23 protein-coding genes are annotated in these 23,295 nt (G+C 69.9%); 3 read left to right on the forward strand and 20 right to left on the reverse strand.

Features of this window, described 5'->3' with window-relative positions:
* Window positions 1–49: 49 nt before the first annotated feature.
* Together VSH64_RS15705 and VSH64_RS15710 are read right to left on the reverse strand one after the other, a co-directional pair.
* Entirely contained in the window at window positions 50–1,504 is a 1,455-nt protein-coding gene (locus tag VSH64_RS15705; RefSeq protein WP_326836332.1) for a sugar ABC transporter ATP-binding protein, read from the reverse strand.
* The gene (locus VSH64_RS15710; RefSeq protein WP_326836333.1) at window positions 1,497–2,558 is read right to left on the reverse strand and encodes an ABC transporter permease; all 1,062 of its coding nucleotides are present in this window, start codon (window positions 2,556–2,558) and stop codon (window positions 1,497–1,499) included. Before VSH64_RS15710 ends, VSH64_RS15705 begins: the two co-directional genes overlap by 8 nt.
* A 343-nt stretch (window positions 2,559–2,901) precedes the next feature.
* Between VSH64_RS15710 and VSH64_RS15715 the strand changes: the two genes are divergently transcribed.
* On the forward strand, window positions 2,902–3,834 hold the full coding sequence (locus VSH64_RS15715; RefSeq protein ID WP_326836334.1) for a LysR family transcriptional regulator: 933 nt from the start codon (window positions 2,902–2,904) through the stop codon (window positions 3,832–3,834).
* A gap of 198 nt (window positions 3,835–4,032) precedes the next feature.
* Window positions 4,033–4,740 carry an isochorismatase family protein gene (locus tag VSH64_RS15720; RefSeq protein WP_326836335.1) on the forward strand — a complete coding sequence of 236 codons (708 nt, stop codon included), beginning with the start codon at window positions 4,033–4,035 and terminating at the stop codon, window positions 4,738–4,740.
* Window positions 4,741–4,817: 77 nt separating this feature from the next.
* On the opposite strand, the gene VSH64_RS15725 is transcribed toward VSH64_RS15720, so the two are convergent.
* From VSH64_RS15725 to VSH64_RS15745, 5 genes are all read right to left on the reverse strand, one after another.
* Window positions 4,818–5,645 (reverse strand): NAD-dependent epimerase/dehydratase family protein, encoded by an 828-nt coding sequence (locus VSH64_RS15725; RefSeq protein WP_326836336.1) that lies wholly within the window; start codon window positions 5,643–5,645, stop codon window positions 4,818–4,820.
* A 2-nt stretch (window positions 5,646–5,647) separates the two neighbouring features.
* Window positions 5,648–6,505, reverse strand: a complete 858-nt coding sequence (locus VSH64_RS15730) for an SDR family NAD(P)-dependent oxidoreductase (RefSeq protein WP_326836337.1) — start codon at window positions 6,503–6,505, stop codon at window positions 5,648–5,650.
* Between the two features lie 62 nt (window positions 6,506–6,567).
* Window positions 6,568–6,897 (reverse strand): Rieske (2Fe-2S) protein, encoded by a 330-nt coding sequence (locus VSH64_RS15735; RefSeq protein ID WP_326836338.1) that lies wholly within the window; start codon window positions 6,895–6,897, stop codon window positions 6,568–6,570.
* An 11-nt stretch (window positions 6,898–6,908) separates the two neighbouring features.
* Complete coding sequence (locus VSH64_RS15740; RefSeq protein ID WP_326836339.1) at window positions 6,909–7,454, reverse strand: aromatic-ring-hydroxylating dioxygenase subunit beta; 546 nt, start codon at window positions 7,452–7,454, stop codon at window positions 6,909–6,911.
* Window positions 7,451–8,818, reverse strand: coding sequence for an aromatic ring-hydroxylating oxygenase subunit alpha (locus VSH64_RS15745; protein ID WP_326836340.1), 1,368 nt, complete (start codon window positions 8,816–8,818; stop codon window positions 7,451–7,453). Before VSH64_RS15745 ends, VSH64_RS15740 begins: the two co-directional genes overlap by 4 nt.
* A 121-nt stretch (window positions 8,819–8,939) precedes the next feature.
* Between VSH64_RS15745 and VSH64_RS15750 the strand changes: the two genes are divergently transcribed.
* A complete protein-coding gene (locus VSH64_RS15750; protein ID WP_326836341.1) occupies window positions 8,940–9,437 on the forward strand; it encodes a helix-turn-helix domain-containing protein in 498 nt (165 codons plus the stop codon).
* A gap of 67 nt (window positions 9,438–9,504) precedes the next feature.
* Here the strand turns inward: VSH64_RS15750 and VSH64_RS15755 are convergent, their stop codons facing one another.
* From VSH64_RS15755 to VSH64_RS15815, 13 genes are all read right to left on the reverse strand, one after another.
* Window positions 9,505–10,356, reverse strand: a complete 852-nt coding sequence (locus VSH64_RS15755) for an SDR family NAD(P)-dependent oxidoreductase (RefSeq protein WP_326836342.1) — start codon at window positions 10,354–10,356, stop codon at window positions 9,505–9,507.
* Between the two features lie 41 nt (window positions 10,357–10,397).
* Complete coding sequence (locus VSH64_RS15760) at window positions 10,398–11,588, reverse strand: NAD(P)/FAD-dependent oxidoreductase (protein WP_326836343.1); 1,191 nt, start codon at window positions 11,586–11,588, stop codon at window positions 10,398–10,400.
* Window positions 11,588–12,451, reverse strand: coding sequence for a polysaccharide deacetylase family protein (locus VSH64_RS15765; protein WP_326836344.1), 864 nt, complete (start codon window positions 12,449–12,451; stop codon window positions 11,588–11,590). The genes VSH64_RS15760 and VSH64_RS15765 overlap by 1 nt, the downstream gene beginning before the upstream one ends.
* A 44-nt stretch (window positions 12,452–12,495) precedes the next feature.
* Window positions 12,496–14,013, reverse strand: a complete 1,518-nt coding sequence (locus VSH64_RS15770) for an aldehyde dehydrogenase family protein (RefSeq protein ID WP_326836345.1) — start codon at window positions 14,011–14,013, stop codon at window positions 12,496–12,498.
* 57 nt (window positions 14,014–14,070) lie between these two features.
* Window positions 14,071–15,780 (reverse strand): thiamine pyrophosphate-binding protein, encoded by a 1,710-nt coding sequence (locus VSH64_RS15775; protein WP_326836346.1) that lies wholly within the window; start codon window positions 15,778–15,780, stop codon window positions 14,071–14,073.
* A gap of 99 nt (window positions 15,781–15,879) precedes the next feature.
* On the reverse strand, window positions 15,880–16,584 hold the full coding sequence (locus VSH64_RS15780; RefSeq protein ID WP_326836347.1) for a GntR family transcriptional regulator: 705 nt from the start codon (window positions 16,582–16,584) through the stop codon (window positions 15,880–15,882).
* A gap of 63 nt (window positions 16,585–16,647) precedes the next feature.
* Window positions 16,648–17,526 (reverse strand): VOC family protein, encoded by an 879-nt coding sequence (locus tag VSH64_RS15785; protein ID WP_326836348.1) that lies wholly within the window; start codon window positions 17,524–17,526, stop codon window positions 16,648–16,650.
* Window positions 17,486–18,946 carry an NAD-dependent succinate-semialdehyde dehydrogenase gene (locus VSH64_RS15790; RefSeq protein ID WP_407655651.1) on the reverse strand — a complete coding sequence of 487 codons (1,461 nt, stop codon included), beginning with the start codon at window positions 18,944–18,946 and terminating at the stop codon, window positions 17,486–17,488. The genes VSH64_RS15785 and VSH64_RS15790 overlap by 41 nt, the downstream gene beginning before the upstream one ends.
* Window positions 18,947–18,956: 10 nt before the next feature.
* On the reverse strand, window positions 18,957–19,937 hold the full coding sequence (locus VSH64_RS15795; RefSeq protein WP_326836349.1) for an ornithine cyclodeaminase family protein: 981 nt from the start codon (window positions 19,935–19,937) through the stop codon (window positions 18,957–18,959).
* On the reverse strand, window positions 19,934–20,947 hold the full coding sequence (locus tag VSH64_RS15800; protein ID WP_326836350.1) for a dihydrodipicolinate synthase family protein: 1,014 nt from the start codon (window positions 20,945–20,947) through the stop codon (window positions 19,934–19,936). The genes VSH64_RS15795 and VSH64_RS15800 overlap by 4 nt, the downstream gene beginning before the upstream one ends.
* 265 nt (window positions 20,948–21,212) lie before the next feature.
* Window positions 21,213–21,407, reverse strand: a complete 195-nt coding sequence (locus VSH64_RS15805) for a ferredoxin (protein ID WP_326836351.1) — start codon at window positions 21,405–21,407, stop codon at window positions 21,213–21,215.
* Complete coding sequence (locus tag VSH64_RS15810; protein WP_326836352.1) at window positions 21,407–21,928, reverse strand: aromatic-ring-hydroxylating dioxygenase subunit beta; 522 nt, start codon at window positions 21,926–21,928, stop codon at window positions 21,407–21,409. Before VSH64_RS15810 ends, VSH64_RS15805 begins: the two co-directional genes overlap by 1 nt.
* Complete coding sequence (locus VSH64_RS15815; protein ID WP_326836353.1) at window positions 21,925–23,250, reverse strand: aromatic ring-hydroxylating oxygenase subunit alpha; 1,326 nt, start codon at window positions 23,248–23,250, stop codon at window positions 21,925–21,927. Before VSH64_RS15815 ends, VSH64_RS15810 begins: the two co-directional genes overlap by 4 nt.
* Between the last annotated feature and the right edge of the window lie 45 nt (window positions 23,251–23,295).

Consider the following 23,295-nt stretch of genomic DNA (forward strand, 5'->3'; position numbering starts at 1 on the left):
CCTCCGCTGGGGTCGGGTACGACACGCCGAACGGCGAGCCGGCCGGGGATCAGTACAGGAGCTGGTGGAGCGCGTCTTTCGACGCCGTCGCCGTGGCGACATCGGCGACCTTCGTGCCCCGCCGGACGGCCACGACCCGGTGCACGTTGTCCCACGTCTCGGTCAGGTCGCCGCACACGTAGACCACCGCGAGCGCCCGTTCGGCGGCCGCGAAGTGGAGGTGGCGCAACAACTCGGCCCGCGCCTTGATGTCGACGCCCTGCGTGGCCTCGTGAACGACCAGCACTCGGGGCGCGGCCTGCAGGCACCGCGCCAGGATGAGCTTCTGCTGGTTCCCGCCGCTCAGCGAGGTGATTCCGGCGTCGGGCCCTTCGCACTTCACGCCGAACGCGGCCAGTGCCCGGTCCACCAGGGTTCGCTCCCGGTCCGGACGGATCGCCCACCGGCCGGGTCCGCCCCGGTGCCCGAGCATGAAGTTCTCCAGGACCGAGCCGGACCCGACCAGGGCGGTCCGGTTCCGGTCGGCGGGGATCATCCGGCCGCCGGCCTCGGCGAAGCCGCTGGGCGAGGTCACCGGTCGCCCGGCCAGCACCACCCGCCCGCTGCGGTGCCCACCCGTCGCGCCGGCGATCAAGGCCGGGAGGTCGGCGTACCCGGATCCCGGCACCCCGACGATTCCGACGATCTCCCCGGCGTGCACGTCGAGGTCGAAGCCGTGCACGAAGTCGCCCCCGAGCCCGGCGATCCGCAGCACCGGCTCACCGGCACGGCGCTCCGGGACGGCGGCGCGGACCGTCGGCTGCGCGACCTCGGACCCGGTCATCGTCTCGATGAGCGCCCGTCGATCGAGATCGCGCGCGGCCCGCACCGTGCGAACCGCGCCGTCGACGATCACCGTGACCCGGTCCGCGAGCTCGAGCACCTCGTCGATGTCGTGGGACACCAGCAGAATCCCGATTCCGCGCGAGCGCAGCCGCACCAGCACGTCGGCGAACCGCCGCGCGGCCGTCCCCCGCAGCACACTCGTCACCTCGTCGACCACCAGCACCGCCGCCGGTGCGTCGCCCATCCGGGCCAGCGCTCGCGCGACCGCGACGAACGCCTGCTGGTCGATCGGGAGCGCACCCACCGGGGTGTCGGGCGCGATGCTCACCCCGAGCCGATCCAGGATCGCGGTGACCACAGCGTTTTCGCGCGCGGTCGACAGCACGCGGTGCTCGAGCACGCCGCACACGTTTTCGCGCACCGTGGCCTCGTCGAACAAACCGAGGTTCTGGTGCACCGCGCCCAGCGCGGCCACGCCGGGCCGGGTGATCGATCCCTCGTCCGGCGTGATCGCGCCGCACAAGGCTTTGACCAACGTGGACTTCCCCGAACCGTTCGCCCCGACCAGCGCGTGGATCTCGCCGGCCCGGACCTCGGTACTGACCGCGCGCAGTGCGTGCGTGGCGCCGAACCACTTCGACACGTTCTCGGCGCGCAGAAGGACCTCCGGCTCAGTCATCGGCGTTCCCGGCGGTGGTCACCACGGCCCGCGCGGACGCGCGTTTCGCTGCCCGGTCCCGGCGCGCGGTGATGATCGCGAACGCGCCGAGCGACACGATGAGCAGGCCGCCGTTGAACAGGTAGCTGCTCCACTGGGGAACGCCCGCCATGTTGAGGCCGACCGTCGCTTCCCCGAGCACGTAGGTCGCGATGAACGTGCCGCCGGCGTTGAACCGCCCCGGCACGATCGCGGAGGTGCCGAGGAACGCCGCGGCGAACGCGGGCAGGAGGTAACCGCCGGTCTGCGTGACACTCGCGCCGCCGTTCTGCCCGGCGAGCATCACGCCCGCGAACCCGGCGAGCACGGCCGCCGCGATCATGCTGCCGATGGTCAGCCGCCGGACCTTGATCCCGAGCAGGGCCGCGGCCGCCTCGTTCTGCCCGCGGAAGAACAACCGCCGGCCCAGCAACGTTCGCTGCAGCACCACCATCGCGACCACGGTGAGCACGAGGAACAAGAAGAAAGCGGTCTGCACACCCGCGACGCTGCTGGAGAACAGGTTCAGGAACGCCGGGGACGTCGCGGTGATGGTGTTCGGCCCGACGATCGCCAAGCCGGCGCCCGTCGCGAGCGTCCCGGTGGCCAGCGTCGCGATGATCGAACTCAGCCTGGCGTAAGTGACCAGGACCCCGTTGATCACGCCGAACACCAGTGAAAAACCGAGTGCGCACGCAATCGCGGTGAGCGCGCCCGCGCCGCCGGACACCAGCAGCGCCGCGATCCCCGCCGCACCCCCCATCACGCCGGCGACCGAGAGGTCGATCTGCCCGACCACCGACGCGAGGGTGACCGCCAGCGCGATCACGCCGACCGCGGCCTGCGAGCTGAGCACGAGCAGCAGCGTGTCGGCCGAGAAGAAGCCGCTGCCGTTCACGGCGGTGAACACCGCAGTCAACACGATCAGCACGAGCACCAGAGAAGCGCGGGCCGCGACCGCGGCGAGGGCGGGCCGGCGGCGGGTTTTCAGCGGTTCCTGGGGAGGCGCAACCGCGGGATTCAAGTCAGTAGTCACTGCGTGACACTCCTCACTCGGAAGTAAGTGGAAACTGTATTCAGTCTTCACTCGCAAAACAAGGTCTCGAAGTCACGCGCGCGTAAACCTTCGCCGGCGAGTCCCATTCCGCCGCGCACACCTTCGCGGGCGGCAGCCCCGGTGGAGAAATCACCGGTCCCGATCGGCCACGGTCCATCCGGGACCGGACTCGCGCAGAAGAGAAACCCGGTCCAGCGACGCAGATCCTGGCGCGCCAGGGCCGCGCACGACCGGGCGAGCGTCCGTCCACTGTCTACAGAACGGCGCTCGCCATATACTGTGAGGGCACCGCCACGACCAGCGGAAACAGGAGTTCCTGGTTATGCCACGCGATCCGGCTGTCACCACCACGGAGCTGCGACGGTTCGTCGTTCTGGCCCACGAGCTGAACTTCACCCGGGCCGCGCGGCGGCTGCACATCACCCAGCAGGTGCTCAGCTCGCAGATCAAGCACCTGGAACAGGAGATCGGCGCCGCGCTGTTCACCCGCTCCACCCACCGCGTGGAGCTCACCCCGTCCGGCGCGGAGTTCCTCAGCGCCACCACGGCGGCGCTCGAATCGCTCGATCGCGGTATCAGCCTGGCGCGCAGGAAGGCGGCCTCCGGGCAGCACGTACTCCGGATCGGCTTCCTCGCCCACGCGAACGACCTGCAGATGCCGGCCCTGCGGGTCTTCGAGACCCGGCATCCCGAGATCACCGTGGCGATCAAGAGCCACCGGTTCGACGACCCCTCCAACGGTTTGCTCGCCGGCGAGACCGACGTCGCCCTGTTGGCGTACCCGCCGGTGCACCCGCAGATCGTGTTCGTCCCGCTGGTCGACGAGCCACGGATCTGCCTGGTTCCCGCCGACCATCCCCTGGCGCAGCAGCGGGAACTGCGACCCGAGGATCTCGCCGACCTGCCGGCCATCGTCATCGAGGGGCACGACCACGATCCCCTGGTCAAAGCCTGGACCGACACCCACACCCTCGCCGATCTGCTGGGCGAACGGCCGGTCGGAGCCGTGGTCTCCACGGCGCAGGAATGGCTCCTCGCGGCCGCCAACGGCCGCGGTTTCACCACGGCTCCGGCTTCGGTACTGCGCTTCAGCCCGTATCCGGGCCTCGTCGCGGTGCCCGTCACCGGGACCTCGCCGCTCACCCTGGGCGTCGGCTGGATCCGCGCGCGCAAGGACGTGCTGATCGACGAGTTCGTGCAGCTCGTGCAGGAGCTCGCCGACGGAACGACGCCCGCGGACGTGAGCCCGGCGTGACCCTCGCGGCCGGAATCTCCGTGCCCCACACCGATTCGGCCGAGTTCGCGCTGCCGAAACGCTTGCCAGACCTGTAGTGTCTACAGTAGCCACTTTGCCCAACCGAAGTGGCGATTCCGGCCCCAGCGACCAGAGCTCTGCTCCGGCACGGCCGCGTCCGAACGGCCGGACCACCCTCGGACAGTCCAGGAGGAAAACATGACCGCATCGACCGCGAGCAGCCCGTGGTGGGCGGAGTTCTTCGAGTCCCACGACGGAGCCGGCTACAGCCGCAAGCACTGGTCGGTCCAGAACCGCCTGGGTGCGCGGCCGGCCCTGCTCGTGGTCGACGTGGTCCGGTCGTTCACCGGCCGGCCCGGGCAGTCGCTCGAAGAAGCGACCGCCGAGTACCCGACCGCGTGCGGTCCGACGGCGTGGACTTCCCTGCCCCACCTCAAAAAAGTCATCGACTTCGCCGAGGCGAACGACTGGCCGATCGTGTACACCACGGCCATCGTCGGCGGCGCGTCGCTCTTCGGCGGCACGATCAAGTCGGAGCTCGCGGGCATGGGGTCACCGATGGATCTGCCCGGTGCCCAGGAAATTCCCGACGAGATCAAACCCCCGGCCGGTGCGGCGGTGATCGCCAAGCCCAAGGCGAGCGCGTTCTTCGACACCGCACTGCTCTCCTACCTCATCCGCCGCAACGTGGATTCGGTCGTGGTGACCGGAACGACGACCTCGGGCTGCGTGCGGGCCACGGTGATCGACGCCCACTCCCACGGCTATCCGACGTTCGTGGTCGAGGAGGCCGTTTTCGACCGTTCGCGCCTGAGCCACGGCGTCAACCTCTTCGAGATGAACGCCAAGTACGCCGACGTCGTCACGGTCGAGCAGCTCGAAACCCTGGCCACCCAAGGAAACTGACGGACGCGTGACGGGGTGCCGGAGCCGCTCGGTGAAGCGGCCCCGGCACCCCGGTGTCCAAGACGTCGCGCGGGAACTCAGGGCGTGAGGTAGCCGCCCCGGTCGCGCCAGCCGAACTTCGGCTGCCACCCCAGGACTTCCCGCGCCGCCGCACAGTCGACAAGCGCAGAACGGCCGTCGCGCCCGGGAGCCCCGGTCCGCCACGCCACCGCAGGAAGATGCGCGCGGGCCACCTCGACGACCGGCCGGTCCGACGCGACCTCGTCCGCGCACAACAACAAGCGGGCGTGCCCGGGATCCGCGCACCCGACCGCCGCGGCGAACGCCGCCGCGACGTCCCGCACGTCGACGACCGCGCCGAGGTGCCACGAGGTGCCGCGCGCGGGCGGGAGCTCCTCGGCCTCGACGAGCGAGCGCCAAGCCGGCTCGTCCGCGACGAAAACCGGCCGCAGGCACAGGGTGGCGATGCCGGTCTCGTGGGTGAACGCTTCGCACATCTCCTCGGCGAGCCACTTCGACAGCGCGTACGGCCTCGACGGCCTGCCGGGATGCGAGTCGTCGACGGGCAGGTACTCCGGATCCCGTTCGAGCATCCCGAGCGCCTTGCCCGACGAGCAGTACACGACTCGGCCGACGCCGGCGCGCCTCGCCGCGAGCAGCACGTTCCAGGTCCCGAGCAGGTTCACCGCCATGACCTGGTCCGGCCGCTCCTCACGGTCTCCGGGCAGCCCGGCCAGGTGCACGATCACCTCGTGCCCCTGCGCGGCGTCGGCGACCGCCTCGGCGTCCCGCACGTCCTGTCCGGCAGCCAGATCGAACCCGCGCACGTCGTGCCCCGACGCCTCCAGCTCGGCGCGCACGGCCTGCCCGAGCAGACCCTGGTCGCCGGTCAGCAGAACCCGCATCCTCAGCCCTCGTCCCCGAAGAAGCGGCGGTGGAGGTCGTCACCGCCCCGCACGCGGCGCAGACCCCGCACGCCGAGCCCGCCGTCGCTCTCGATCACCGTCCCCGTCATCGCCTTGCCCTGGGTCCGGGACGCGACCAGCACGAAGGCCGCGGCGTGGTCTTCCGGATCGGAATGCGTCCGCAGCGGTGTCACGCGCTCGACTTCCGAGTCCGCATTGGACGGATGCGAGTGCGCGCGAATGGGCTTGCCGTTCTCGTCCAGCCCGAACGCTTCGGGGATCCGGATGTTGGTCTTGGTCCCGCCCGGGGCCACCGCGTTGACCCGGACCCACGGCGCCCATTCGTGACCGAGCTGGCGGACGATGCCCAGAGCGGCGTGCTTGCTGGAGATGTACATGACACCACCGCCGTCGGGGTAGAACGACGAGTTGGACAGCGTCACGATGAACGCACCGCTGCTGCGCACCAGCTCCTTCACCGCCGCCTTCGCCCCGAGGATCACCCCTTTCACGTTCACGTCGAACACCTGTTGGTACGCATCGGCGACCTTGTCGTCGGGGATGTCCACGATCTCGGTGAACCGGTCGCCCATCCCGGCGTTGGCGACGAAGATGTCCAGCTTGCCGAACACCTCCACCGCGTGCCGGACGACGCGCTGGTTGTCTTCGATCAGGCGCGCGTCCGCGACCAGGCCGGTCACCGCTTCGCCGTGCTCGGCCTCGAGTTCCTTGAGCAGCGTCTCGTCGAGGTCGGTCACGACGACCTTCGCGCCTTCCGCGACGTAGCGGTTCACCACCGCGCGGCCGATGCCCGAGCCACCACCGGTGACGATCGCGACTTCTCCGTCCAACCAGCCCATCGGCCGGCCCTCCTCTTCCTGTTGCGCTGTTGCCTGTTGCCGTGTTTCCTGAGCTCCGGTGCTCACCAGTCGACGAGGACCTCCACCACGCCGTCGACCACGCGGGATTCCAAGACCCACAGCGGTTCTTTCGCCGGCCCCTTGGTCACTTCACCGGTCTCGTCCGCGGTGAACCTCGCGCCGTGCATCTGGCACTCGATCTCGCAGCCCCGGCGCAATCGGGCGGCACCGAACTGGAAGTCCGCGTGCGGACAGGTGCCGTCGTACACGTGGATGCCGGCGGCCGTGGTGGCCACGACAACCGCACGCCCTTCGATTTCGTGCGTGGAAAGGAATCCTTCCCGCAGCGCGGTGACTTCGGCGATCGGAACGAAAGTCCCCGTGTGTTGCACCAGCACCACTCCTAGAAAAAGATGCTCAGGTTCGTCCCGGTGATCACCGTCTGGTCGACCAGGACGGTCCTGCGCCGGATCTTGAACGTGTCGCCGTGCGCGACGAGCTCGTCGTGCCGCGAACCGGTGAACGTCTGGTAGTCGAGGTCCTGCCGGGTCCGGGTGATCAGGAAGTTGCTCCGTGCGAAGAGAACCCCGGCTCCGGGATCCCGGGTCAGCCGCAGGTTGGTGAGGAAGTGCCGGGTCCTCGACGGCGGTGTCTCGGCCCACGCGAACTCCGTCTCGAGCCGTTTCACCCGCGTGTAGAGGGTCTGCCAGTCGTCGACGATGAAGTCGAAGTCGTGGAAGCCCTCTCCGTCGACCAGGAACTGGGTGGTGCGCACCGGCATCCGGTACGCGACGTCCTCGGTGAACAGCTCGATCCAGTCGAGGTAGGCGTAGGTGTCGAGGATCTCGGCCTCGGCGTTCTGGAATTCGGCGACCCGGCCGTAGAGCTCGGTGTTCGGCAGCACGACGGGCAGCTTCTTCGCCGCCGCCAAGGTTTCCCGGAGGGTCATCGTCCGTCCTCCTGGGACTTGCGGCCGGCCCGGCCTTCGGTCATGAACCGCAGCCACGCGGCGTACCAGCTGCGCTGGGTGTGCTCGCCGTAAGATCCCCGGTACGCCTTCCCCGGCCCGGGCCAGGTCTCGTCGACCGGGGTACCGAGCCCCATGCGGTGGTGCAGTGTGTGCCGGCGCGCGGCCGGGCCCAGCGAGGTGCGGGTGCAGTCCTCCCAGTTCTCCATGTCGTCCTGGTCGTAGATCCCCGCGGGCCCGAAGGTCCGGACGTAGGTCTCGTACGACGCCTTGGTGAACTCGGCGTCCGCGGCCTCGTCGATGAGCAACCACGACCACATGCGGGTGCGCGTCGGACTCACCGGCACCTCCAACCGCAGGTTCAGGAACGGCACGTCCGGCTGGCCGAGGGTGCCGCTGCTCATCAGCTGCAGCCAGTGGAAGTTGGGCCACACCGTGCCCGCGCTGTAGGCGGTGTTCTTCGCCATCTCGACCTGGTCGGCGTCGAGGAACTCGGGGAACTTCGCGCGCAGTTCGTCGGGCAGACCCAGCGATTCGAACGCGTGGGTGGGCGCACCCGCGGTCAGGTGCAGGATGTGTCCTTCCTCCGCGACCACCAGCGTGCCGTGGCCCGCGAAGTCCGGGTCGTTGGGCAACATGCCGAGCTCGACCAGGCTGTGGTGGGCGAAGTAGACGTGGAAGTTGTCGGTGAAGTTGTCCGTGGCGAACTTCCAGCCGGTCTCGGCCTCCCACACCTGGGGTGTGCCGACGACCCGCATGCCACCCGTCCGGTTCATGATGATGTCCAGGTAGTACTTCATGTCGCCGAGGTACTCGTCGAGCGAGGGCGCCTGCTCGTCCCACGTGGCGAACACCAGGCCGTGGTGGATCCCGAGGCGGGCCACCGGAATCAGGCCGAAGTCCGCCTTCCGGAGCTCGTCCGGCCCGTAGAAGTCCTCGGCCTGCACGGAAACGAGCTCGCCGGTGTTCTTGTAGGCCCAGCCGTGGTACGGGCAGCGCAGGAACGAGGTGTTCGCGCGGTCGGTGCGGCACACGCGCATGCCGCGGTGGCGGCACGAGTTGAGGAAGACCCGGATCACGCCGTCGTCGTCGCGGACGAACAGCGCGGGATCGGTTCCGACCATCCGCGTGAGCACGTCACCCGGCTCGGGTACCTCGGACTCGTGGCCGACGAAGAACCAGCCCTTGGCGAAGATCCGCTTCTGCTCCAGCTCGTAGATCTCGGCGTCGGTGAAGATGCGCCGCGACACCAGTCCGTCGCCGGGCTTGACGAGGTCCTCCAGGCATTCGCCGTCGGAAAGCATCGTGCGCGTGCCGGGATCGGCACGTTCGGAGATCGAGGTCATGGCCGCCGCCTCTGTCGTCGGGGGAACGCGCGGTTTCGAAAACTCGCGGTGAAGGTGTATACATTCTGCGAGTTGAAGTCGGCTTGAACGCAAGAGCCGCGAGCCCGATCGAGCAGAGGCGATGACGATGTCCCTCGAACCGACCACCCCCGACGGGGAAACCGACGGGCTGCTGCCGATTCACGTGGTGTGCCGGCAGTTCGGGATCAAAGCGTCGACGCTGCGCTACTACGAGCAGCGCGGCCTGCTGGCGCCGCGATCGCGGCGGGGCGGCCGGCGCTGGTACGGCCCGCAGGAGGTGCGCCGGCTGGCGATCATCCTGTTCTGGCAGCGGAGCGGGCTGATGAGCCTCGACGTGATCGAGGAGATCCTGGAGCGCTCGACTCCCGGTGGCCAGTGGCGCGACACCGTCGCACACCACGTCCACGACCTTCACGAGCGGATCGAACGGATGCGGCGCGTCGAAGCCTTCGTGACCCAGTCGCTGGAGTGCGCGCACCACGAATGCCTCGACGAGTGCCCGGACTACGAAGAGCTCGTGTGGGACGCGCTGGAGCTGGTGCCGCCCGGCGAAGGGGCCGACATCGCGGCGATCAGGCAGGTGGGCTCGCCGAAGTAGGCACAGCCGTGAAGCCGCGGCCGGCCCCTCGTCCGGCCGCGGCGGTCAGCGGGCGGTCAGCGGGCGGTCACCGATCGGTACCGAGCACCCGCCGGGCAAGGTCCTCGCCACCCCGCACGCGGCGCAGCCCGCGGACGCCGAGCCCGCCGTCGGACTCGATCACGGTGCCGGTCATCATCGGCGCCTGCGTGCGAGACGCGACCAACACGTAGGCGGCCGCGTGCGCGTCGGCCTCGGGGAAGGTCTTCAGCGGCATCGTCTCCGCGATGGCCGCGGCCCGCGCGGCCGCGTCGCCACCGACCTGGGGCCCCGCGGTGGCCTCGCCGAAGGCGGCCGGGCTGGTGATGTTCGTCCGCGTGGCTCCGGGGGCGACGGCGTTCACGCGCACCAGCGGCGCGAACTCGTGCGCGAGCTGGCGGACCACGCCCAGCGCGGCGTGTTTGCTCGCGATGTACATGACCCCGCCCCCATCAGGGTAGAACGAGGAGTTCGACAGCGTCACCACGATCGCGCCGCGGGTCTTGAGCAGTTCGGGCAGCGCCGCCTTCGCGCCGTGGATGATGCCTTTCACGTTCACCTCGAAGATCTGCGCGAAAGCCGCGTCGACCTGGTCCGCCGGAAGATCCGCGAGCTCGGTGAACTTGTCCCCCATTCCGGCGTTCGCGACGAAGATGTCGAGTTTTCCGAAGGTCTCGACGGCTTTGCGGACCACGGCGGCGTTCTGGCGGTGGTCGCGCACGTCGCAGACGATCGTCGCGACCCGGTCGCCGAGTTCGGCCTGCACCTGCGCCAGGCGATCCGCGCTGACGTCCGCCACGACCACGCGGCACCCTTCCTCGACGTAGCGGCGGGCCACCGCGCGGCCGATGCCGGAGCCTCCGCCGGTGACGATCGCGACGTCGCCGTCAAGCCAACCCATGCACTTCCCCGTCCTCTTCGACTTCCGGCGCTCGCACGCGCTCAGCTTCGCGCCGGCTGGAGCGCGACACCGGCCTTGGCCAGCTTCACCTTGATCATGACCAACGGTCTCGGCATCCCGTAGGCGACACCGCCGACCAGCGTTTCACCCGCGTACGCCGCCGCACAGAAGACACCCTCGTCAGGGTCTCCGGCCACGACCTCGAACCGCGTGGCCAGCCTGGGCAGCCCGACGCTCTGCAGGCGGATGCCGAAGTGGTCCGACCAGAAGCTGGGCACCGACCCGAACGGCGTCGCGCCGGCACCGGCCAGCAGCGTCTTGGCCGCGGCGACGCCCTGCTCGACCGCGTTGCTCCAGTGCTCGACCCGCATCACCAGGCCACCGAACGCGGGATTCGGCCACCGCACGATGTCGCCGGCGGCGACCACGTCGGCGACCCCGGCCACCCGGAGGGTCTCGTCGCACTCGACACCGTCGCCGAGTTCGAGCCCGGCTCCGGCGAGCCAGCCGACGTTCGGCGTCGAACCGACCGCGACGACAACCTGGTCCGCCTCGACGACCGCGCCACCGGACAGCGTGACCCGGTACCCCGATCCGGCCGCCTCGACCTCGGCCACCGTCTCGCCGACGTGCAGGCGCACTCCCGCTTCGGTGAGCAAGCGGACGGCCGCCGCGCTGGCGAGCGGACCGGCCGGCGCGACCGGCGGGTCGAGGCCGACCACCGTGACCTGCGCCCCGCGGGACCGCGCCGAGGACGCCACCTCGATGCCGACGAACCCGCACCCGACGATCAGCAGCTTCGTCTCGGCGGACAGCGTCGCGCTGAGCCGGAGCGCGTCGTCGAGCTTGCGCACGGAATGCACGTTCTGCGCCGCCGGGTCGAACGACGGGAGCGAACGAGTGCCGCTTCCGGTGGCCAGCACCGCACCGTCGTACGGGGTCTCGACGCCGTCGGCCGTGACCACGACCTTGCCGACCGGGTCGAGGGTCACCGCCGGGGAGCCGAGCCGCCACACCGCGCCGTGCTCGTCCGCGCCGGCCAGCCGCACCTCGGCGGGGCCGTGCTCACCGCGCATGACCTCTTTGGACAGCGGCGGCCGGTCGTAGGGCATCTCCGGTTCGTCGCCGATCACGGTGATCGATCCGGAGAACCCCTCGGCTCGCAGCGTCGCGACGGACCGGAGACCGGCCAGCGACGCACCGACGACCACGATCCTGTCCAGCTCGCCCATCACGCACCATCCCGGTACCACGTCGCGATCTCGTCGGCGGTGGCGAACCACACGCCCTCGTGTTTGGCCATGTGCTGCAACGCTTCCACCAGGTAACGGAGGCGGTAGGGCTGTCCCGACAGGAACGGGTGCACGCCGAACCCCAGTACGCGCGGGCGGCTCGCGCCTTCGGCGTACAGCTGGTCGAACTGGTCGATCAGCGCCTGCCCGAACGCGGCCGCCGGCTGCCCCTGCAGCACGGAGAACGGGATGTCGTTGAGTTCGGTGCTGTAGGGCACCGAGATCAGCGAGCCCGCCGAAACGGTGAGCGGGAACGGTTCGTCGTCCACACCCCAGTCGAGGTTGTAGAGGTAGCCGTGCTCGGCCAGCAGGTCGTTCGTCGCCGCGGACGCGGTCAGCGCCGGCCCCAGCCAGCCCTTCGGGCGCTTGCCCGTGGCGAACTCGATCGAGTCCGTGACCGCGCCGATGTAGGCCTTCTCCTCGGCCGGGGCCATCCCCGTCTGCCACGTGGAGTTGTTCTTCCCGTGCGCGACCCAGTCCCAGCCCCGCTCGATGCCCGCCCGCACGATCGCCGGGTACTGCTCGACCACGTCGCTGTTGACGATCGCCGTCGGCTGGATGTCGAGGTGGTCGAACATGTCCACGAGACGCCAGATCCCCACCCGCGGGCCGTAGTCGCGCCAGCCGTGGTTGAGCGGGTCGGGGGTCAGCCCCGCGGTGAACTGCGCCAGGCTCAACGCCGGTTTGCCGTACTCGTAGTGCTCGATGTTCAGCCCGGCCCAGACCGCGATCCGTTCCCCCCGGGGCATCCGCAGGGGTGGCCGGTCGGTGATCGCCGAGTAAGCGTAGAAGGGGTTGCTCACAGTCGTCTCCTGTGGTCAGTGGTGCCGCGCGGTCGCCCGTCGGCTCAGGACAGCAGCCGCGCGAGCGCGGTGTGGGGATCGCCCAGCCGGGTGTGCACGACCTTCTGCTCCAGGAAGGTCAGGAGCTCGTCCTTCGACTCCTCCCGGCCGAGCGCGCTGTTCTTGACGCCGCCGAAAGGCGTGCCGAAGTAGTGCCGCGTGGAGTCGTTGATCCACACGTAGCCCGCCTCGACGGCGTCGGCCGTCTTGTGCGCGATCGCCAGGTCGTTGGTCCACACGCTCGCGGTCAGCCCGAGGTCGAGCGCGTTGGCCTCGGCGAGCATCGTGTCGTAGTCGTCCCAGCGGAACACCGACATCACCGGCCCGAAGATCTCCTCCGTCCCGATGCGCATGTCGAGGGTGACGTCCGCGAACAGCGCCGGGTCGATGAAGTTCCCGCCCTCGGGCAGCCCGGCCGGCCGGCCGCCGCCGCGCACGAGGGTGGCGCCCTGCTCCACACCGGACTCGATGTAGCCGTTGACGCGGTTCCAGTGCGCCTTACCGGCCACCGGGCCCACGTCGGTCGACTCGTCGTAGGCGACGCCGACGCGGTAGTCGCCGAGCTTCGCCGCCACCCGGTTCACGAACTCGTCGTAGATCTTGGCGTGCACGAGGATCCGCGAGTTCGAGCCGCACGACTGGCCCTGGCACACGTCGAGGTTCATGCCCTGGATCGCGCCCTCGGCGGCGAGGTCGAGGTCGACGTCCGGGAAGACGATCATCGCGTTCTTGCCACCCAGCTCCAGCGACACGTGTTTGACCTGGCCGGATTCCGCGGCGCGACGTTGGATGATCAGACCGGTCGGCACCGAGCCGGTGAAGGCCAGGCGTTTGATCTTCGGGTGGGTCACGATGGCGTCCCCGGTGCCGGCGTCGCCCGTGACGATGTTGACGACACCGGGCGGGAACGCCTCGTTGAACAACTCCGCGAGCGCGAGCGTGGACAGCGACGTCTCGTCGGAGGGCTTCATCACGAGCGTGTTGCCGGTGATCAGCGACGGCAGCGGCCGGGTGATCGCGAACATCACGGGGTGGTTGAAGGCGGTGATCCGCCCGACCACGCCGTACGGCCGGTGCGCGGTGTAGTGCAGATTCCCAGGGCTGGCGGGAATCACGTCGCCGGTGAGCGACCTCGCGAACGCGGGCCAGCCGTCGAGGTAGGCCTTGCAGATGTCGATGTCGGTGCGCATCGCCTTCACGGGGTTTCCGCAGTCGATCGCGTCGAGCATCGCCAGGCGCTCGCGGTTCTCCGCGACGAGCTCACCGAACCGCGCGAAGCACGCGGCGCGGCCGTCGACGCCGAGCGCCTCCCACGCGGGCTGCGCCTGCTGGGCCGCGGCGGTCGCGCGATCCACATCGTCGGCGGTCGACAACGGGATCTGCGTGAGCTCCTGGCCGGTGGACGGGTCGAGCACGGCCCGGACGCCGCCCTCGGCGCTGCCGACGAACTTGCCGTCGATGAGCATCTTGAACTCGTGCGGGCGCACGTAGCGGGAGATCGGATCGGAGAGCGGGGTGTCCATCGTTGACTGCTCCTTCGTGTTTGCCGAAACCACGCTGTCTTCAGAAACCACGCGTCTTCAGAAACCGGGCGTCAGGACGTCGAGCAGGGCCGGCTTCCCGGAGCTGACGACCTTGACCGCTTCCGCGAGCCGTTCCTGCAGCGTCTCCGGATCCGCGATCGGTCCCGACGACCACACGCCGTACGAACGGGCGAGCCCGGAGAAGTCGACCGCGGGGTCGGTGAGGCCGGCGCCGACATACCGCGAGGCGGGATCGTGGCCGCGCCGGGCACCGATCTTGGCCGCGTGCTCGACCGTGTTCCCGTACTGGCGGTTGTTGTTCACCAGGATCAGCACCGGCAGCGACTGGTGCGCCGCGGTCCAGAGCGCCGAGGGCAAGAAGAGGAGGTCGCCGTCGGCCTGCACATCTACAGTGATCGTCCCCGGCTCCTGCGCGAGCGCGGTGCCCAGCGCTCCGCCCAGGCCGTAGCCGAGTCCCCCGCCCGCGGCCCAGCCGGTGTACTGCCGCGGCCGGTCTAGAGAGAGGAACTTGTGCTCGTGCCGGCCGTTCGTGGCGCCGCCCAGCACGAAGTCGACGCCGCTGAGGGAACTCCCGAGTTCGGCGAGCATCCGCTCGAGCGGAACGGCACCGTCCGCGGTGGACGACCGGGCGTGGGCCTGCCACGTCGCCCGCGCGGCCGCTGTGGTCGCCGCGGTGCGGGCGACGCGCTCGGCCACCACCTCGGCGGGCAGCGGGGTGTGGCGGAGCCGGTCGAGCACCGCCGAGACGACGGCGTCGGCGCCGGCCGTGATGAAGCGCTGCGCGGGCACCATCGCCTGGTAGTCGTGGGCCCACGCGCGCAGCTTGAGGTTGGCCGTGGACACGTTGAGGATCGTCAGCCCGGCATCGGCGTATCGGGTGCGCAGGTGCGAGTGGATGTCCTCGACGTCGAGCGCGAGCACGACGTCGGCCGCGGCGAGGATCTCCGGAACGTGCGTCGCCGCGAGCGGGTGCGTCGTGGGGAACGCGTGCCGCACACCGGTGTCGACCACCGCCGCGCCGAGCGCCTCGGCGAGCTCGACCAGCGCGGCGAAGGCGTCATCACGTTCCCCGACATAACCGGCCAGGAGCACCGGCCGTTCGGCACCCCGAAGCTTGTCCACCAGCCAGGCGACGTCCGCTGTGGACGGTGCGGGCGCGGTCGGGATCGCGTACCGGCCGATGCCGGCGCGCTCGAACCCGTCGGGCACCGGGTTCTCCTGCAGGTCGACGTCGTAGCAGAGGTAGACCGGGCCTTCCGGCACGCTGGTGGTCGCCGCCAGCGCCCGGGCGAACGACTCTTCGACGCTGCCGAGGTCGTGCGGCTCGTCGTCCCACTTCACGAAGTCGCGCACGATGCCGGCCTGGACCGACGCCGTGTGGATCCAGTCGATCCACGGCCGGCGGTTCGGGGTGGCCTTCGGGCCGGTTCCGCCGAGCAGCAGCATCGGCACGCGGTCGCACCACGCGTTGTAGATCGACATGCTCGCGTTCTGCAGTCCGACCACGTTGTGCAGGAGCGCCGCCATCGGCTTGCCCGAAGCCTTGGCGTACCCCTGCGCCATCGAGACGGCGATCGACTCGTGCAGGCAGAGCGAGATCGCGGGGGCGTCCGGCCGGTGCACGAGCGAGTCGTGGATGCCGCGGAAGCTCGCACCGGGGTTGAACGCCACGTGCTCGATCCCGGCGTCGACGAGCAGATCGACGATCAGGTCCGAGCCGAACCGGCCTCCGTAGGGTTCCGACAACGGAGCCTCTCCTCACTGCACAGGGCGATTTCACGGGAACTTGGGGCATTCGCAGGAACTTCGGGCTTCACCGGCCGACCGCGCTCGCGGCGGTGGCCGTCAGGTGTTTCCTTTTCCCAGCAGCTTTCCGGCCGCGATCACCGCTTCGCACGTGTGCATCACGTGCGCTTCGGACGCGGTCTTCGCGCCGGCGGCGTCACCCGCCTCGACCAGCCGGAGGATGTCGTCGTGCTCGGCGCACGTCTCCTCCGGCCGGTGCATGCCGTTGCCTTGCGACCACAGCCGCGTGTAGCGCTCCGAACGCTGCCGCAACGGCTCCAGCAGCTCGAAACCCGTGACGGCGTCGGACGGCTGGAACAACAGCCGGTGGAACTCCGTGTTCAGCTCCAGCCACGCGGGATGGTCCGCCTCGCCGCGCAGCCGCTCGTTGATCTCCCGCGCCGCCGCGAGCGTGGCCTGGCCGATGCGCGGCACCGCGCGCTCGACCAGCCAGCCCTCGAGCAGAGCGCGCAGGGTGAACACCTCCACGAGCCGATCCGGCCCGATTCCGCGCACCTGCGACAGCCGATGAGCCTCGGACTCGACCAGACCCTCGGCTTTCAGCTGCCGCAAGGCCTCGCGGACCGGAACCCGCGACACCCCGAACCGCGCGGCGAGCTCCACCTGGTTCAGCTCGGCGCCGTCCGGGATCCGGCCGGCGTTGATCGCGTTGCGCAGCGCGTCGGCGATGTAGTCGGCCGTGATCCGGCGCCCCAGCTGGGCCGCCGCCACGTCGAGCTCCGACAGATCCAGCTCTGCGGTCATCGTGGCCACACCACCTTTCCGACGCGCTGCGTCCGGTGTACTGCGCAGCGCGATTCCGGCGAACTAGGCGAGGAAGGACTCCGGAGGCAGCGGGCCCCAGGTGTTGAGCGTCTTGGTCATGCGGTCGCCGGGCTCCCACCCCAGCGGCGGCGCCGACGGATCGGGAAGGTGCACCATGTCCGCGAACAGCTCGATCCGCAGCCCGGACGACGGATCGCAGACGTAGGTGAACAGGCTCCGGCCCGGACGGTGCCGGCCCGGCCCGTACTCGGCCTTGAACCCCCGGTGGTCCAGGTGGTCGAGAATCGGCTCGTACGCGTGCCACCCGCCGATCTCGAGGCCGATGTGGTGCACCGTGCCGTGCGCGCCGGGCCGCAGCGCGACGTTGTGGTGCTCGGTGTCCGTGCGCATCCAGAAGAGGTCTTCGCCGATGTACTCCGACAGCTTGAGCCCGAGCACCTCGGTGAAGAACGACGCGGTCGCGGCCGGCTTCGGCGACTTGAGGTTCACGTGCCCCATCCGCCGCGGCCGCAGGACCGAGGGATCCGGCGCGTCCACGCGCAGGGCCGAAGTCAGCTCGAGGCGGACGGTCAGGTCACCCGCCGGATCGGTCACGTCCACCGCGGTGTCGGAGACCCGCGTGCCGGCCAGCAGTGACCGCAGCTCTTCGAGGTCGGTGTCTTCGGGCAGCGCGAACACGATCCGGTCGACGGCGAGCTCACCTCCGGCGGAGAGTTCGATCGCGCCCTGGCCGCGCCCGTTCCGGTACTCGCCGTCGCACACCGCGAGCAGCCGGCCGTCCTTCTCCAGCACCTGCATTTCGAGGCCACTGCGCAGGAACTCCGCGGTGGCCGCGGGATCCGGCACGGTGAGCACCATCCGCTCGAACGTGCCCGGTGCCCTACGCGTCGAGGGCGACGTACTGGAGATCGAGGTAGTCATTGATTCCTTCCCTTCCGCCTTCGCGCCCGAGGCCCGACTGCTTGATGCCGCCGAACGGAGCCGCGGCGTTGGAGACCAGGGCCCGGTTGATCCCGACCATCCCGAAGTCCAGCTGCTCGGCGGTGCGCAGCGCACGCTCGACGTTGCCGGAGTAGAGGTAGGCGACCAGCCCGTATTCCGTCGCGTTGGCCACCCGCACCGCTTCGTCGAGATCGTCGAACGGCGTGATTCCCGCGACCGGACCGAAGATCTCCTCGGAGAACATGCGCGCGCCGGCCACCACACCGGTGAGGACCGTCGGCTCGAAGAACGTGCCCGGACCGCTGATCGGCTTGCCACCGGTGCGGATCTGCGCGCCCTGGGCGACCGCGTCGTCGACGAGCCCGGTCAGCTTCTCCCGGGCGGCTTCGTCGATGACCGGACCGACCTGCGACGCGGACTCCAGGCCCGGGCCCACGGCCAGTGCCGCCATGCGCTGCGCGAGGAGCGTGGAGAACTCCTCGGCCACGGACCGGTGCACCAGGAACCGGTTCGCCGCCGTACACGCCTCGCCCATGTTGCGCATCTTCGCGACCATCGCGCCGTCGACCGCGCGCTCGAGGTCGGCGTCGGCGTCCACGATGAACGGGGCGTTGCCGCCGAGCTCCATCGACGGCCGGACCACGTGCCGGCCGCACTGCGCGATCAGCAATCGGCCGACCGCGGTGGAGCCGGTGAACGAGAGCTTGCGGATGCGCCCGTCGGCCAGCAGCGCGCCGCAGACGCCGGCCGCGTCGAGCGTTGTCACCACGTTCAGCACGCCGGCCGGCACGCCCGCTTCGAGCAGGAGCTCGGCGAACTTGATCGTGGTCAACGGAGTCTGGGGCGCCGGCTTCACGATCGCCGTGCAACCGGCGGCCAGCGCGGCGGCGATCTTGCGGGTCGCCATCGCGAGCGGGAAGTTCCACGGCGTGATGAGCAGGCAGGGCCCGATCGGGCGGCGCGAGACGAGCAGCCGCGAACCGCCGTCGGGCGAGCGCCGGTACTCCCCCGCCGGGCGCGCGGCCTCCTCCGAATACCAGCGCAGGAACTCCGCGCCGTAGTCCACCTCTGCCCGCGCCTCGGCCAGCGGTTTGCCCATCTCCGCCGAGATCAGCCGGGCGAACTCCTCACGCCGGCCGAGCACCGCGTCGAAGGCGCGCCGCAGGATCTCGGCCCGCTCGCGCGAGGGCACCGCCGCCCAGGCCGGCGCGGCCGCGCTGACCGAGTCCAGCGCGGCGAGCCCCTGGGCCACCGTGGCGTCGGCGACCTGGGCGATCGGTTCGCCCGTGGCCGGGTCGAGCACTTCGAACACGTCCTCGGTCGTGATCCGTTCGCCGCCGATCAGCAGGCCGCTCCGGATCCCCGCTGCCGCGGTCACCGCGTCTGTCGCAACTGTCACTTCGACTCCATCACTTGCCGCGCACCGCGCGCTTGAGTTCGGTGATCTCACCGAGGTCCCGGCCGAGCCCGCGCTCGGCCGCGCTCTTCATCAGCACCGCCGCCAGCGCCAGGTCCTGCAGCGCGGTGCCGACCGACTTGAACACCAGCAGGTCCCGCTCGCCTTCGGCCGGCGCCCGGTCGTCGGACCAGCCGGCCATCGAGACGAGGGACTCCGGCGTGATCGCGCCGCTCGCCACCGCGGACTTCACGTCGCCCGATTCGGCCAGCACCGAAGCGGGGTCGTCGACCAGGACGGCCCGCGCCCGCGCGAACACCGCGTCGTCGAGCTCCCGGAGATCGGGCCGCGTGGACCCGATCGACAGCACGACCGCGCCCGGCGCGAACGACCGCCCGTCGACCACGGGCTCGGTCGCCTTGGTGCACAGCACCGTCACCGCGGCACCCCCGGCCACCTCCGCGACGTCCGCCGCCGGCTCGATGTCGAGCCCCAGCGCCGTCCCGAGCCGCTCGGCGAACTCCTGCCGCTTGTCCTGCGAGCGGCTGTAGACGCGGACCTTCTCCAGCGGCCACATCCGGGCGAAGGCCCGCAGATGTCCCTCCGCCTCGAAACCGGTGCCGATCAGCCCGAGGACGGTGGTGCCCTCCGGCCGCAGCAGGCGGCCGGCCAGCGCGGTGGTGGCCGCCGTGCGCAGCCGCGTGACCTCCGCGGCGTCGAGGGTCGCCAGCAGCTCCCCGCTCTTCTGCGAATACACCAGCAGCAGGTAGCGGTTGCCGACGCCTTTGGCGAGCGTCATGAGCTTCACGCCCATGTACTCGCCCAGCGCCGCCGGCATGGCCCGGAAGAACCCGGTCGCCACGTTGACGTCGATCCGCTGGGGCAGCGCGAAGCTTCCCTCCCGCTGTCCCTCGAGAGCCAGCCGGGCGGCGTCGAACGCGATGTCCTCGTCGCAGAGCCGGGTGATCACACCACTGTCGAGGTGGATCGTCATCGAACCCGGCCCGCGAAGAACTCGGCGTCGTCGCCCGGGAGGTCGAAGCCGGCCGCGGCGAGGCCCCCGCGCAGTGCCTTCATCTGGCCGGGAGCGAGCCGCATCTGCGGCATGCGCAGCTGGCCGCCGTTGAACCCGTTGAGCCAGCCGAGGTACTTCCAGCCCTGCCGGTGGATGAGGTTCGCGCCCGCGAACGTCGCGTGGAACGCGCCCTTGGCCTCCCGCGCGGCGTTGTAGCTCCAGAAGATCTCCATGGCCTCGTCGTACTTGCCCTCGTTGAGCAAGGCCATCACCTTCGGCACGCGGTCACCGAAGGATTCGTACGCGCTCGTGCCCCACCAGCGCGTGCCGAACAACCGCGCCTGCGCCGGCGCCTGCTGCTCCATCGGGTTCTCGACGATCACCTGGTCACCGCACTTGTCGACGACCTCGGTGAGCGACGAGAAGAGCGCGGACCCGCCGCCCTCGTACTTGAGGGCGGCCGCCGTCTCGAGCTTGCTCATCTCCTCGAGCGCCTCCAGCGGGAACCCGGTCGGCGACAGGGTCTTGAACCCCCACGACGACGAGGCGAACAAGATCATCGCCAGGTCGGTGCCGTCGGTGACGTAGCGGGTGTGCTCCACGATCTCGGCGGCGCTCTTCGGCCGGAACGACTGCGGGTAGGACAGCAGGCCGGCTTCCGCGCCGAGGTTCTCCGAGAGCTTGGCCACCTCCAGCGACTGGTCCACGGTGTCGAAGCTGAGGTGCGCCACGAGCTTGAACCCCTCGGGCGCGGCCTCGGCGGCGACCTCCAGGAACCGCTTGTACTCCTCGAACGTGGTTCCGCTCTCGGCCGCGACCAGGGTGCCCCAGAACCCGAGCTCCGCGGCGTGGGCGATGTCGTGGCGGATCCCGGCTTCGTTCAGCCCGGAGAAGTCCTCGGTGAAGGAAGGCAGGGTCACGTTGCACCCGCCGGCCCATTCGGTCTTCGCACGTTCCTTGATGTCGCCGCGGGTGTAGGGAAGTCCCATGAGTCCAATGCCTTTCGAGTTCGAACGCGCGATGGGGGGGGGCGGAGCCACAGCCTTGGCCCGGCGTCGCGCCGGGACGGCGAAACCGGCCGGAAGCGGGCAGGCCCGCCTGAATTCCGGGGCTGCCGGCTCGCTCGGCGCGCCGGCGGCCGGTGGAGTGGCTCCGCACCCGCCGGACCGGAAGTCCGGGAGCCTTACTGCGTACTGTTAACTGTATACACTAGTGCCGTAGCGAGGTAAAGATCCCCGCGCCGTCGTCGATCTCTCACTCGCCGAGCCGGATCGCGCTCATCGGGCACACCGGGATCGCGTCCCGCACGGCCGCCTGCTCGGCTTCGGTCTTCGCGGTGCCCTTCAGCAGGAGCACCTGCCCCGAATCGTCCAGGTCGAAGAAGTCCGGCGCGGCCGCGACGCAGTTCCCGTATCCCTGGCACATCCCCAGGTCCACCACGACGTCCATCAGAGAAACACTCCCAGGTTCTTCGTGCTCATCGACGACTGGTCGATGATGATGCGGCGCTTGGCGATGAGCCAAGCCTGGCCCTCGCGGCGGAGCACGTCTTGCCGCTCCCCCACGATCAGGTCGAACGCGCCGAGGTCGCCACGGCTGCGGTACAGCAGGAAATTGGTGCGCACCACCAGGTTCGTGTCGGTCTCGCCCGCGCGTACCCGGATGTTGGTGATCAGCCGCCGCGTGTGCGAAGGCGGGTCCTCGGCCCACGCGACGTCGGTGCGCAGGCGCTTCGCCCGCAGCGTCAGCGAGCTCTTCGTGTCGTCGAAATGGCCGAGCTCGTCGATGATGTCCGGTGCGGGCGACTTGCGGTGCACCCGGATCGGCGCCGTGTACTCGACTTCCGGGGCGAAGAGATCGACCCAGTCCTCCCAGCGGCGGTCGTCGAGCAGTTCCGCTTCGTACGCGTAGAAATCGTGGATCTCGATCCGGGTGGCCAGGTCCACGCCGGTGCCCGCCGTGCTGCTCATCGGGTGCCCTCCAGGAGGCGATCGCGCCACACCCGGTAGTACGTGCGGGCCGCCGATTCGCTGAACTTGCCGTCGTACACGTCACCCGGGCCGGGGAACTCGTCCTTGCCCAGCGTCGGCATGGTCATCCCCATGCCGTAGTGGAGATCGAGTTCCTCGTCGCGGTAGAGCGCCGCGTCCGACACCCGGGTCTGCATCTCCCAGTTCTCGGTGTCGTCCTGGTCGAACATGCCCGACGAGCTGAACGTCTGCGTGTACATGCGTTTGCCGAGCTTCTTCCACCACTCGGGCGCGTTCTTCTCGACGAAGTGCCACGACCACACCTGGGTTCGGTTCGGACCGGCCGGCTGCCAGACGCGCAGCATCGCGCCGGAGACCAGCTTTCCTTCGACCTCGATGAAGTTCGGGATCAAGAAGGTGAAGTTGGGGAACACGTTGCCGTGGAGGTTCTTCAGCCGCGAGAGCGTGTGCAGCTGCCCGGCGTCGAGGTTCCGCGCGTACTCCTCGGCCAGCTCGGTCGGGAAGTAGCTCTGCTCGTCGCTGTGCACGCCGACGCCGAGCCCGTGACCACCGCCGACGTCGACGTGGTAGCCGCTGCGTCCGAAGTCGGCGCCCTTGACCATCTGCAGCCGCTGGAGGAACGAATGGGCCGTCGCGGTGTGGTAGGCGTCCGAGGCGAAGTTCTCCGCCGGGAGCCGCCAGCCGGTGGGCACCATCCAGCGCTCCGGGTGGCCGACGACCTCCATCTCCGCGCGCCCCACGATCAGGTCCAGGTACCACTTCGCGGCACCGAGGAACTCGTCGAGCGACGGTCCCCGTTTCGCCCAGGTGGCGAAGATCAGCCCCTGGTAGACCTCGCACCGTGCCTCCACGAGGTGGAGCGCTCCGCGGTCCAGCCCTTCAGGGTAGGCGACCTTCTCGAAGGGCGCGCCCATGAAGGTCCCCAGGAAGTCGCCCTTCGAACCGTAGGTGAAGCCGTGGTAGGGGCAGCGCCAGTTGTTGACCTCACCGAAGTCCTCGCAGGCCAGGCGCATTCCGCGGTGCCGGCACGCGTTGAGGAACACCCGCACCACGGAGTCGTCGCCCCGTCCGACGATCACCGACTCCTCCCCCATCGTGCGAGTCACGAACGAGCCGGCCCGGGGAACCTCGGAGACGTGACCGACGAACAGCCAGCTCCGCCCGAAGATCCGCTCGATCTCGAGCTCGTACACCCCGGGATCCGTGTAGGTGAACATCGGAATCCGACCCTGCTCGGGGAGCACCGCCTTGCGGATGCGGTCCTCGAGCGCCAGTCGGCCTTGACTGTCGTAACGGCTCATGTCTACAGAATACATTTGACACCTTGAGGGCGACAGAGCCGCGAC

It is taken from the genome of Amycolatopsis rhabdoformis, assembly GCF_035918295.1.
GTDB lineage: Bacteria > Actinomycetota > Actinomycetes > Mycobacteriales > Pseudonocardiaceae > Amycolatopsis > Amycolatopsis rhabdoformis.